The 10,210-nt window shown below is 72.0% G+C and carries 15 protein-coding genes; 7 read left to right on the top strand and 8 right to left on the bottom strand.

The features are described from left to right. From ABD194_RS20740 to ABD194_RS20730, 3 genes are all read left to right on the top strand, one after another. Window positions 1-360: LysE family translocator (locus ABD194_RS20740; protein WP_343995064.1), on the top strand; the 360-nt coding region annotated here is incomplete at its 5' end. A gap of 41 nt (window positions 361-401) precedes the next feature. Beyond that, window positions 402-1,853, top strand: a complete 1,452-nt coding sequence (locus tag ABD194_RS20735) for an FAD-binding oxidoreductase (RefSeq protein ID WP_343995062.1) — start codon at window positions 402-404, stop codon at window positions 1,851-1,853. Continuing rightward, on the top strand, window positions 1,850-3,133 hold the full coding sequence (locus ABD194_RS20730; RefSeq protein WP_343995060.1) for a class I SAM-dependent methyltransferase: 1,284 nt from the start codon (window positions 1,850-1,852) through the stop codon (window positions 3,131-3,133). The genes ABD194_RS20735 and ABD194_RS20730 overlap by 4 nt, the downstream gene beginning before the upstream one ends. Window positions 3,134-3,163: 30 nt before the next feature. Here ABD194_RS20730 and ABD194_RS20725 read toward each other — a convergent pair whose 3' ends face one another. The 3 genes from ABD194_RS20725 to ABD194_RS20715 all read right to left on the bottom strand — a co-directional run bounded on the left by ABD194_RS20725 (window position 3,164) and on the right by ABD194_RS20715 (window position 4,559). Continuing rightward, window positions 3,164-3,667, bottom strand: coding sequence for a hemerythrin domain-containing protein (locus ABD194_RS20725; RefSeq protein WP_343995058.1), 504 nt, complete (start codon window positions 3,665-3,667; stop codon window positions 3,164-3,166). Between the two features lie 64 nt (window positions 3,668-3,731). Next, window positions 3,732-3,992: a metal-sensitive transcriptional regulator gene (locus tag ABD194_RS20720; RefSeq protein ID WP_343995056.1), complete on the bottom strand. Its 261-nt coding sequence runs from the start codon at window positions 3,990-3,992 to the stop codon at window positions 3,732-3,734. Window positions 3,993-4,160: 168 nt separating this feature from the next. Next, the gene (locus ABD194_RS20715) at window positions 4,161-4,559 is read right to left on the bottom strand and encodes a VOC family protein (protein ID WP_343995054.1); all 399 of its coding nucleotides are present in this window, start codon (window positions 4,557-4,559) and stop codon (window positions 4,161-4,163) included. 151 nt (window positions 4,560-4,710) lie between these two features. Here ABD194_RS20715 and ABD194_RS20710 point away from each other — a divergent pair, with 151 nt between their 5' ends. Together ABD194_RS20710 and ABD194_RS20705 are read left to right on the top strand one after the other, a co-directional pair. Beyond that, window positions 4,711-4,926: a hypothetical protein gene (locus ABD194_RS20710; RefSeq protein ID WP_343995052.1), complete on the top strand. Its 216-nt coding sequence runs from the start codon at window positions 4,711-4,713 to the stop codon at window positions 4,924-4,926. A gap of 77 nt (window positions 4,927-5,003) precedes the next feature. Then, window positions 5,004-5,381: a YciI family protein gene (locus tag ABD194_RS20705; protein ID WP_343995050.1), complete on the top strand. Its 378-nt coding sequence runs from the start codon at window positions 5,004-5,006 to the stop codon at window positions 5,379-5,381. A gap of 75 nt (window positions 5,382-5,456) precedes the next feature. Here the strand turns inward: ABD194_RS20705 and ABD194_RS20700 are convergent, their stop codons facing one another. Next, the gene (locus ABD194_RS20700; RefSeq protein ID WP_343995048.1) at window positions 5,457-6,077 is read right to left on the bottom strand and encodes a class I SAM-dependent methyltransferase; all 621 of its coding nucleotides are present in this window, start codon (window positions 6,075-6,077) and stop codon (window positions 5,457-5,459) included. 134 nt (window positions 6,078-6,211) lie between these two features. On the opposite strand from ABD194_RS20700, the gene ABD194_RS20695 reads away from it, so the two are divergent. After that, window positions 6,212-6,733, top strand: a complete 522-nt coding sequence (locus ABD194_RS20695; RefSeq protein WP_343995046.1) for a flavodoxin family protein — start codon at window positions 6,212-6,214, stop codon at window positions 6,731-6,733. Between the two features lie 39 nt (window positions 6,734-6,772). On the opposite strand, the gene ABD194_RS20690 is transcribed toward ABD194_RS20695, so the two are convergent. The 3 genes from ABD194_RS20690 to ABD194_RS20680 form a co-directional block, all read right to left on the bottom strand. Then, window positions 6,773-7,693, bottom strand: a complete 921-nt coding sequence (locus ABD194_RS20690; protein WP_343995044.1) for an alpha/beta fold hydrolase — start codon at window positions 7,691-7,693, stop codon at window positions 6,773-6,775. 9 nt (window positions 7,694-7,702) lie between these two features. Next, complete coding sequence (locus tag ABD194_RS20685) at window positions 7,703-8,110, bottom strand: YciI family protein (protein ID WP_343995042.1); 408 nt, start codon at window positions 8,108-8,110, stop codon at window positions 7,703-7,705. A 110-nt stretch (window positions 8,111-8,220) separates the two neighbouring features. Next, complete coding sequence (locus ABD194_RS20680) at window positions 8,221-8,610, bottom strand: VOC family protein (protein ID WP_343995040.1); 390 nt, start codon at window positions 8,608-8,610, stop codon at window positions 8,221-8,223. Between the two features lie 71 nt (window positions 8,611-8,681). Between ABD194_RS20680 and ABD194_RS20675 the strand changes: the two genes are divergently transcribed. After that, window positions 8,682-9,470, top strand: a complete 789-nt coding sequence (locus tag ABD194_RS20675) for an HAD-IIA family hydrolase (RefSeq protein ID WP_343995038.1) — start codon at window positions 8,682-8,684, stop codon at window positions 9,468-9,470. 4 nt (window positions 9,471-9,474) lie between these two features. Here the strand turns inward: ABD194_RS20675 and ABD194_RS20670 are convergent, their stop codons facing one another. Continuing rightward, entirely contained in the window at window positions 9,475-9,978 is a 504-nt protein-coding gene (locus tag ABD194_RS20670) for a DnaJ family domain-containing protein (RefSeq protein WP_343995036.1), read from the bottom strand. Window positions 9,979-10,210 lie beyond the last annotated feature (232 nt).

The following is a 10,210-nucleotide window of genomic DNA, read 5'->3' as shown; positions in this document are numbered from 1 at the left end:
CGGCACCGCCACGAGGCGCGGGAGGCGATGGGAGCACAGCGAACGCCCCTGTCCCCCAGACGACCTCATGCGCTGCGCGTCGGCGTGGTCGTCGGCCTGACGAACCCCAAGACGGTCCTCTTCTTCGTCGCCTTCCTCCCGCAGTTCGTCAACACCGCGGCCGGGCGCGTCGCCGTGCAGATGGCACTCCTGGGCGGCCTCTTCGGCGCCATGGCGGTCTGCAGCGACAGCATCTGGGCGTTGCTCGCGGCCCGGGCACGGGAGTGGTTCGCCCGCAAGCCCGGTCGGCTCGACAGGCTCGGGGCGACCGGCGGCGTCATGATGGTCGGCCTCGGCGCCACCATGCTGGCCACCGAGTAGCCGGAACCGCACCTGCCGAGGTGATCTGCTTGACTGCGATGGTGACAACCCCTCGAGTCGCCTCCCTGGCGGATCGGCGCCAGTCCGCCGATCGGCTCCACGAGCACGAGCGCGCGCTCGAGCAGGTGAAGAGGGCGTATGCGGCCCTCCCGCCCGACCGGCCCGTGCGGCTCGCCAAGCGCACGTCCAACCTCTTCCGGACCCGCAGCGCCACCGACGCACCGGGCCTGGACCTGTCGGCGTTCCGCGGGGTCGTCGAGGTGCGACCCGGTCGGGACCGCCAGCCGGCGACCGCCCTCGTCGGCGGGCTGACGACCTACGAGCAGCTCGTCGACGAGCTGCTGCCGCACGGCTACGTCCCGCTCGTCGTGCCCCAGCTGCGCACGATCACGATCGGCGGCGCGGTCACCGGCCTCGGCATCGAGGCTGCGTCGTTCCGCAACGGGCTGCCGCACGAGTCGGTGCTGCAGATGCGGATCCTGACCGGCGACGGCGAGGTCGTGACCGCCACCCCGGACGGCGAGCACGCCGACCTCTTCCGCACCTTCCCCAACTCCTACGGCTCACTCGGCTACGCACTCGACCTCGTCATCGAGCTCGAACCCGCCCGGCCCTACGTCGCCCTTCGGCACGTGCGCTTCGACTCGCTCGAGGCGCTCACCGACGCGGTCGGCGACGTCATGGCCTCGCAGACGTGGGACGGCGACCGGGTCGACTTCCTCGACGGTGTCGTCTTCAGCGCCCGGGAGGCCTACCTCAGCCTCGGCCGCTGGACCGACACCCTCGAGGGACAGGCCCGCCCGAGCGACTACACCGGTGCGGAGATCTTCTACCGCTCGATCCAGTCGCGTCGCACCGACGTGCTGACCGCCCACGACTACCTGTGGCGCTGGGACACGGACTGGTTCTGGTGCAGCCGCGCCTTCGGCGCCCAGAACCCCACGATCCGCCGGCTCTGGCCTCGTGACCTGCTGCGCAGCGACGTCTACTGGAAGATCGTGGCCTTCGAGAACCGCCACCGCGTCATGGCCCGCATCGACCGGCTCCGCGGCCTGCCCGACCGCGAGCGCGTCGTGCAGGACGTCGAGATCCCGCTCGAGCGCACCGCCGAGTTCGTCGAGTGGTTCCTGCACGAGGTGCCCATCGAGCCCGTGTGGCTGTGCCCGGTGAAGCTGCGCCCGGAGGGGTATGCCTCCAGTGACGAGACGCCGTGGCCGCTCTACCCGATGCGCCGTGACGAGCCCTACGTCAACGTCGGGTTCTGGTCCACGGTGGCCATCGAGCCGGGGGCGACCGACGGCGACGTCAACCGTCGCATCGAGGCGGAGGTGACCAGGCTCGGGGGCCACAAGTCGCTCTACTCCGACGCGTACTACGACGAGGCGACCTTCGCCGCCCTCTACGGCGGCACGCAGTATGCCCCGGTCAAGCACAGATACGACCCGAGGGGACGGTTCCCCACTCTCTACGAAAAGGCGGTGCAGGCACGATGACGCTCACGGTGGGACAGGCATTCGACCGGGTGTTCGGCCCCGAGGCCCCGGTGCGGGTCGTCGCATACGACGGCTCGGAGGGCGGCAGCCCGGACGGGCTCGTGCTGCGGCTGACCAACCCCGACGCGCTCAACCACATCCTGGCCTCGCCCGGCGACCTGGGCCTGGCCCGCGCGTACCTGAGCGGTGACCTCGTCATCGAGGGGATGGACGAGGCCGACCCCTACGAGGTGCTTCGGGTCGTGCGCGACGGGCTCACCCCGCGCCGCCCCGACCGTCGCGACGCCGCCGAGCTGGCTCGCTTCGTGGCCAGCCACCGCCCGCACCCGCCGACGCTGCCCCCCGAGGAGACACCGAGCCCGCTGCGCCGCCTCGCGCACGGACTGCGGCACGGGCGTACGCGTGACGCCGAGGCGATCTCCCACCACTACGACGTGTCCAACGAGTTCTACGAGCACGTCCTCGGTCCGTCGATGACCTACACGTGCGCGTGCTTCCCCACCGACGAGGCCTCGCTCGAGGAGGCCCAGGCGTACAAGTACGACCTCGTCGCCAAGAAGCTCGGCCTCGAGCCGGGCATGCGCCTGCTCGACGTCGGCTGCGGCTGGGGCGGCATGGTGCGCCACGCCGTGAAGCACTACGGCGTCACGGCCCTGGGCGTCACCCTCTCGCGCGAGCAGGCCACCTGGGCCCAGCGGGCCATCGAGGCCGACGGCATCGGCGACCGGGCGGAGGTGCGGCACGGCGACTACCGCGACGTCACCGAACGCGGCTTCGACGCCGTCAGCTCCATCGGGCTGACCGAGCACATCGGCGTCAAGAACTACCCGGCCTACTTCCGCTTCCTGCGCGAGCGCCTGCGGGACGAGGGGCGCCTGCTCAACCACTGCATCACCCGGCCCGACAACAAGCACGCGGGCCTGCCCTCGCGCGGGTTCATCAACCGCTACGTCTTCCCCGACGGCGAGCTGACCGGCAGCGGCGACATCGTGCGCGTCATGGAGGACGAAGGCTTCGAGGTGCGCCACCAGGAGAACCTGCGCGAGCACTACGCCCGCACGTGCGGCGCGTGGAACGCCAACCTCGCCAAGCACTGGGACGAGTGCGTCGAGCTCGCCGGCCTCGGCCGCGCCCGGGTGTGGGGCCTCTACCTCGCCGGGTCGCGCCTGGCCTTCGAGCGCAACGAGATCCAGCTGCACCAGGTCCTCGCGTCGCGCACGAGCAGCGAGGGCGTCTCCGGATTCACGCTGCGGCCGCGCTTCGAGCCGTCCGACGGCTGAGGCCCGGGCGCCTCCTCGGCGGGTCCGACCTCAGTCCGACCCGCCGAGGTCGACGTCGTAGGCCTCGTAGACGAGGTCGCCGCCGCGCTGGCGGTGTCGGACGAGCCGGCCGACGAGCACGGTGAGCTCCTCACGGAAGACGGGGAGGTCGCCGATGGTGCCGCCGTGCTCGAGCACGGTGAGGTAGCCGTGGATGACCTCCCGCAGCTCGCGGTGCTCCGCCGCGAGCCGGTCGACCGGCACGGAGAGGCGGGGGGCGGCGTGGCGCAGTCGCTCGTAGAGCCCGCCAGGGCCCTCCGTCAGGGTGATGTGGTCCTCGAAGTCGTGCCCGAGCTCGGCGAGGGCCGCCCGGACCCGCTCACGCCACATGCCGCCGCGGGCGATCGGCGCCTCGAGCGCCAGGTCCACCGCCGCGACGGACTCGCGCAGCTCGGAGCGGTGCAGCCGCACCCGTTCGAGGTGGACGGCCAAATCCGCAGCAGTCTCGACCGCCGGCGCAAGGGGCGGGCTGGGCGCATTCGGCTGGACCTTCATGGCACGACCTCCGTGCCGTCAATGGTCGCCCCCGGATGCGTGGTTCGTCCAGAGTGCTGGCGCGTCAGGCCAGCGACAGGAAGAGCTTCTCCATCTCGGCGACGTCCATGGTCTCGCCGTCCGGGTGGGTGATGCACTCCCGCAGCCCGGTGGCGATGACGGCGAAGCCGGCACGGTCCAGGGCCTTGGAGACGGCGGCGAGCTGCGTGACGATGTCCTTGCAGTCGCGGCCCTCCTCGATCATCTTGACGATGCCGCCGATCTGGCCGCGCGCGCGGTTGAGGCGCCGGATGACCGACTGCATCTCGTCGAGGTCGAGCTCCACGGCTCCTCCTGTGCTCTTCGGGGTAGGAGCACAGAATACCCCCGCGCGTATGCTGGACGGCGCGGAGCCCACGCCCGCCGGCCCTGCCGCGCGTAGATGATGAGCGGCGAGGATGGGCCCGAAGCTCGCGTCCGGGTTGCAGCGTGGCCCCTCCTTGGCGGCCGCTCGTCAGAGGTCGCCGGCGGTGCGGCGCTCCTCGTCGCTGCGCAGGATGCAGAACTCGTTGCCCTCGGGGTCGGCCAGAACGACCCAGCCGCGGCCGTCCTCGGTGCGGCAGTCCTGCACCACCGTGGCGCCGAGGGCCCTGACGCGCTCGACCTCCTCGTCGCGCGGCCGGTCGGTCGGACGGAGGTCGAGGTGCACCCGGTTGCGCACCTGCTTGGCGTCCGGCACCTCGATGAAGAGGAGCCGGTGCGACTCGTCCGGCGAGAAGATCATGCACTCCTCGTGGCCCGGCTCGTTCGGGTCGTCCGGGTGCTGGTGGTAGCCGAGCAGGTCGGCCCACCAGACCGACTGGGCATACGCGTCGAGGGCGTTGACGGTGGTGTGCGAGAGTGCGAGTGCCATGCCGACATCCTGCTGCCGGGCACCTGTCGGGGCCATCGCTTTGTCGGCGACCCAGGGCTATGGACGAGCTGTCAACCCCCGTTGACGCGGCGCGCCACGCGGCATACGCTGTCAACTGGGATTGACGCATGCGGACGGGACCGGAGTGACCATGGAGGTGGACGACGTGCTGGCACTGGCTCGAGCGACGGGCGACGACGACCCGCGTGCAGCACTGGCCGCTGCACGCGAGCTACGGCGGGCAGCGGACCGCACCGAGGCGGCAGTGGTGCGCCGAGCCCGCAACCAGGGACTCGCGTGGGCCGACATCGCCGAGCAGCTCGGTGTCAGTCGGCAGGCGGTGCACAAGAAGTACGGCCGCCGCTGACCGCTGTCGAAACCGGGGTGAGCCGTTCGTTGACAGGATGGGCGGCGACGGGCCCGCTCACGACCTGGAGGAGAACCATGACGGAGTACCTGATCACCTTCAACGACGAGTGGGTGCAGGAGCACACCGAGGAGCAGATCAAGGACAAGGCGGCGGCGGCCCGTGCGGTGCTCGACGACATGCGAGCCGTGGACGCACTCGTCTTCACCAACGGTGGGCTCGACCGGTCCACGGCCTTGTTCAGCGTCGAGGCGAAGGACGGCGAGCCCGTCTTCACCGACGGGCCCTACGTCGAGACCAAGGAGCACCTCGGCGGCTTCTGCGTCGTGGACGTCGCCGATGACGAGGCGGCCCGCTACTGGGCCGGGCGGCTCGCGACGGCGCTCGACTGGCCTCAGGAGGTCCACCGCTTCCGCCGCCCGGGTCAGCTGCGAGCGACCCGACAGGGCGACTAGGCCAGCCGCACCGGGTTCCGCGGGCACGCGGGGTCCAGCGCCTGTGCGTTGGTTCGTCACGCGACCCGGGCCGGCTCAGCCCTGGCGCCGCAGCACGACGACCGTGTCCAGCGCCACGCGCTCGCCGTCCTCGGTGTCGACGGGCCGCTCACGGATGCCGGACTGCACGGCGGTTACGGGCAGCCCGCCGGCGCGCTCCAGCACCTCCTCGGGATCGTAGAGCACGCCGCGGTCGCTCGGGCCACCCCAGCCGTCGGCGAGGTTGCGCCCGGCATGGCCGACCACGACCACGTGCCCCCCGGGCCGCACCGCCTCGACCGCCTCGCGCAGCGCTTGCCGCCACTCGTCGCCGGGCAGCTGGAGGTAGCAGAGCAGGACGAGGTCGTATGCCGCCGGGCCGCCCGGCGCCGGCTGCGTCGCGTCCGCGACCAACGGGGTCAGGCGCTCCACGTCGTCCCCGAGCCGGTCCGCCGCCAGGGACCTCATCCGCTCGACGGCGACGGTGGAGTAGTCGGCCGCCACCACCGTCCAGCCCTGCTGGGCCATCCAGATCGCGTTGCGCCCCTCGCCTGCGGCGACGTCGAGAGCGTGGCCGGGCGTCAGCGGGCCGATGATCGCGGCGACGAAGCGGTTGGGCTCGGCCGACCACACGAGGTCGTGGGCGGCATACCGCTCGTCCCAGTCGCTGGCCTTCATGGCGCCCTCCTCGCTGTCACGGGACCCCCGGCGACGATCCCGATCCCATTGTGGTGGCGTGCCTCTCGTTCGTCACGGATCGCGGAACGACCACCGGCGCCGCGCGTAGCGTGGATGGTGGAAAGGCAACGAGCATGAAGGTCCTCATCGTCCACGAGTCCCTGTTCGGCAACACCCGCGAGGTGGCGGAGACGATCGCGGAGGGCCTGCGCCACGGCAGAGCGCCCGACATGGGCGAGGTCACGCTCGTCCCCGTCGACGAGGCCCCGACGAGCATCGGCGACGACGTCGGGCTGCTCCTCGTCGGCGGCCCGACGCACGCCTTCAGCATGACCCGACCCCAGACCCGCCAGGACGCGGCCGCGAAGGGCGCGACCGCCGCCCGGCAGGGCCTGCGCGAGTGGATCGAGACGGTGACGCCACGCGCGGGCCTGCCCGTGGTCACCTTCGACACCCGGATCCACGTCAAGATGCTGCCCGGCTCCGCTGCGGCCGCGGCCGCCAAGGCGCTGCGGCACCGCGGCTTCGACCGGGCCGAACGCGGCGAGAGCTTCTGGGTGCAGGACACCGCGGGACCGGTCGTGGAGGGCGAGCTCGAGCGCGCCCGGGAGTGGGGCGCGGAGCTCGCCACCCGCGTGGCGCACGGCGTCTCCTGATCCGACCCGTGGCGGCGTGGGCTCCCGCCGACCGGGCGCTCAGTCCAGCGAGTCGAGCCAGGGCTCGAGGTGCTCCAGAACCTCCTGCGGCGCCTCGAGCTGGGGGGTGTGCCCGACGCCGTCGAGGAAGGCCGTCTGCCACGCGGGGTTGAGCCGCGCGGCCCGGCGAGCTGCCGAGATCGGGACGAGCCGGTCGCGGGTGCCGTGCACGAGCAGGACGGGCCGGTCCACCTCGCGGATGATCCGGTCGTAGTCGCGGCGTCCGCGCAGCACGCGCATCAGCGACCGGGCGGCCCCGAGGAACTCCACCTCTGGGCTGGGCAGCGAGCGGCGCCACGCCGCGAGCTCGACGGAGGCCTCGGTGACGGCGGGGTCGGCCCGCGTCGTGTCCGCGAAGCACAGGGCCAGCGTGCCGAGCACCCGCTGGCGGTCGCTGAAGCGCGAGGTGTAGCGGGTCAGCACGAGCTCGCCGACCCGCGGCACGGCATACATGGCGAAGGTCGCGGCCACCTGGGGGTCGGGCCGGGCACCCGGGTTGGGCAGCGCCGGGTCGACGAGCGCCAGGCCGAGCACCTGCTCGGGACGGCGGTCGGCGAGCAGCAGGCTGATCATCCCGCCCATCGAGTTGCCGACCAGCACGACCGGCTCGCCGAGGACCTCGTAGACGAAGCGGCTGAGCAGCGCGGCATTATGGTTGACGCTGGTGTGACGCCCCTGAGCCGGCGTCAGGCCGAAGCCGGGCAGGTCGATGGCGACGACCCGGCGCCGTTCGGCGAGCGCCGGGGCGATGCCGACCCAGTTGAGGTACGAGCCGCCGAGCCCGTGGACGAGCACGACCGGCGGCCCGCCGGTCCCGCCGAAGTCGACCCAGTGCACCGGCCCGTCGAGGTCGATGCTCTGGCTGGTCCCGCCCCAGGTCGAGGCGAGGTCCAGGGGCGCCGTGGTCAGCGGGGTGCTCATGACCGCAGGTTACCGCCGGTCACTTAGGGAGCGCGCGGCACCGTCGGTCGGCGCCTGGCCCGGCTCCTCCTCGCCCTGGAAGGGCCGCACCTCCACGGGCAGGCCGGTGGCTCCGGCGATCCGATCGGCCCAGCCGAGCACGACGTCGTAGTCGTCGGACCGCACGACCGAGATGCCCCCGAGGTGCTCCTTCGCCTCGGCGAACGGCCCGTCGGTGACGACCGCGTCGGCGCCTCCTCGCCGCCTGCGGATCGTCGTGGCACTCGCCTGGTCGCCCAGGCCACCGGCGAAGACCCAGCCGCCGGCGGCGCGGATGTCGGCGTTGACCACCTCCAGGTCGGCCATCACCTGACCGAGGTCGAGGTCCGCCGGCGGCGGCCCGTCGGGTGAGAACAGGCTGATCAGGTAGGTCGTCATGATGGTCTCCTCTCGCCGGCGCCTGTCGGCTCCGGCTGGGCTCGGGCCGCACCGGGCGTGCGGCCTCCACCCTGTCCACGATCGGGGCCGGCCCACTTCGACAGTTCGGCTCAGGCACGCTCCCGCTGCTCGACCAGGCCCACGAGGTTGCCCTCCGAGTCGGCGACGAAGGCCATCCACTCGTCGGTGCCGGCCGGCCCGAGGGTGTCGTCCTCGTGCCCGAAGATGACGTGCGGCTCGCTGAGCACCTCGACTCCGGAGGCCCGCAGCTGCTCGACCGTGCCGTGGAGGTCGTCGACCCGCAGGTAGTGCAGCGCGCTCGGCGCCCCCGGGTCGAGCAGCAGCCGCACGCCGCCGATATCGAAGAAGACGAGTCCGGGCGGGTCGTAGGTGGCGAGCGGCTCGGCACCCAGCAGGTCCCGGTAGAAGGCGGTCGCCCGACCGAGGTCGTCGGCGTGCTGGGCGACCTGGACGAGTCCGTGTGCCATCCGCTGTCCCATCCATCGACGGTAGCGCCGGGCCGGGTGCGCGCGAAGAGGAAGCGCGGGGCGGGAGCCGACACAATGGGCCCATGACCGATCACCGGCCCGTCGAGACCTGGCTCACCGACATGGACGGCGTCCTGGTGCACGAGGAGGACGCGATCCCCGGCGCTGCCGAGTTCGTCAAGGCGCTCAAGGGCTCCGGCAGGCCCTTCCTCGTCCTGACGAACAACTCGATCTTCACGCCTCGCGACCTGCGCGCCCGACTGCTGGTGAGCGGGATCGACGTGCCCGAGGAGTCGATCTGGACGTCCGCCCTGGCCACCGCGCAGTTCCTCGCCGAGCAGCGGCCGGGCGGCACGGCATACGTCGTCGGTGAGTCGGGGCTGACGACGGCGATGCACGACGTCGGCTACGTCATGACCGACCGCGACCCCGACTACGTCGTCCTCGGCGAGACGCGGACGTACTCCTTCGAGGCGATCACGCGCGCGATCCGCCTGATCGAGAAGGGTGCCCGCTTCATCGCGACGAACCCGGACCCGAGCGGTCCCAGCCCGTACGGCACGCTGCCGGCCACCGGCTCCGTCGCCGCCCTGATCTCGACGGCGACCGCCCGCCAGCCGTACTACATCGGCAAGCCCAACCCGCTGATGATGCGCAGCGCCCTCAACCGCCTCGACGCGCACTCGGAGACGACGGTGATGGTCGGCGACCGCATGGACACCGACATCATCAGCGGCCTCGAGGCCGGGCTGCGCACCGTCCTCGTCCTGACCGGGTCGACGAGCCGCGAGCAGGTCGAGCACTTCCCGTACCGGCCCAGCCGGATCGTCGACTCGATCGCCGACCTCACGCCGTATGCGGAGACGACCTGAGCGGTCACCCGCGGCCGAGCAGCCGCCGCCACCACGACGGGCGGGCGGCCAGCTCGGCAGCGCGCGCAGCGGCCCGCTCCTCCCTCGCCCGGCGCTGCTGCTCCTCGAGTTCGGTCCGCAGCGGCCGCCACCGCTCCACCATCTCGTCGACGTCGAGCGTCTTGGCGATGAGCGGCGGCAGGTTGCCGACTGCGGGGCGCCTCCGGTCGGCGAGGACGCGTTTGTTGTAGTCCTCGATGATCTCGCGCACCTGCGCCTCGGTGCGCACGTCGACGAGGGACTCGGGATAGCCGGCGGCCTCCTTGCGCAGCGCGAGCGGCCCCGGCAGCGCGCCGCCGAGGTCGAGGTTCTCGCGCGCGGCGAAGCGCTTCACCCACCAGTCGGGGTCGCCCGAGTCGCTGAGGTCGAGCGGCTTGCCGGCGCCGGGCAGGTTGTCGAACTCGCCACGCTCCTGGGCCTCGCGGATCTGCTTCTCCACGGGGCTCTCCCAGTACGGCTGACCGGCCATACCTCCACGCTAACCGATAGGGCACTCAGGAGGGCTTTCAGGCCGGATACGTGGTGGGCGGCGTAAACCGTCTCGGGTCGAGTTCGCTTGCAGCGCAATCGAACTGCGGTGCACAACCCATGCTGAGCGTGGTCGAACACCTGTACGATTAGGGTATGAGCCAGAGCGCGGAGCGGATCGAGCAGGACTGGGACCACGTCGCGTCCCTGGCCGCCGACGTGCACGACGCGCA

This window comes from Terrabacter terrae, from assembly GCF_039529575.1.
GTDB lineage: Bacteria > Actinomycetota > Actinomycetes > Actinomycetales > Dermatophilaceae > Terrabacter > Terrabacter terrae.
The sequence above is the reverse complement of the archived record's forward strand: the minus strand, read 5'-3'. Positions and strand labels throughout refer to the sequence as shown.

Coding starts and splice junctions, on each gene's coding strand:
- ABD194_RS20730 (WP_343995060.1), top strand. CDS start 1,850: ATGACGCTCACGGTGGGACAGGCATTCGACCGGGTGTTCGGCCCCGAG.
- ABD194_RS20725 (WP_343995058.1), bottom strand. CDS start 3,667: ATGAAGGTCCAGCCGAATGCGCCCAGCCCGCCCCTTGCGCCGGCGGTC.
- ABD194_RS20715 (WP_343995054.1), bottom strand. CDS start 4,559: ATGGCACTCGCACTCTCGCACACCACCGTCAACGCCCTCGACGCGTAT.
- ABD194_RS20710 (WP_343995052.1), top strand. CDS start 4,711: ATGGAGGTGGACGACGTGCTGGCACTGGCTCGAGCGACGGGCGACGAC.
- ABD194_RS20705 (WP_343995050.1), top strand. CDS start 5,004: ATGACGGAGTACCTGATCACCTTCAACGACGAGTGGGTGCAGGAGCAC.
- ABD194_RS20700 (WP_343995048.1), bottom strand. CDS start 6,077: ATGAAGGCCAGCGACTGGGACGAGCGGTATGCCGCCCACGACCTCGTG.
- ABD194_RS20695 (WP_343995046.1), top strand. CDS start 6,212: ATGAAGGTCCTCATCGTCCACGAGTCCCTGTTCGGCAACACCCGCGAG.
- ABD194_RS20690 (WP_343995044.1), bottom strand. CDS start 7,693: ATGAGCACCCCGCTGACCACGGCGCCCCTGGACCTCGCCTCGACCTGG.
- ABD194_RS20685 (WP_343995042.1), bottom strand. CDS start 8,110: ATGACGACCTACCTGATCAGCCTGTTCTCACCCGACGGGCCGCCGCCG.
- ABD194_RS20680 (WP_343995040.1), bottom strand. CDS start 8,610: ATGGGACAGCGGATGGCACACGGACTCGTCCAGGTCGCCCAGCACGCC.
- ABD194_RS20675 (WP_343995038.1), top strand. CDS start 8,682: ATGACCGATCACCGGCCCGTCGAGACCTGGCTCACCGACATGGACGGC.
- ABD194_RS20670 (WP_343995036.1), bottom strand. CDS start 9,978: ATGGCCGGTCAGCCGTACTGGGAGAGCCCCGTGGAGAAGCAGATCCGC.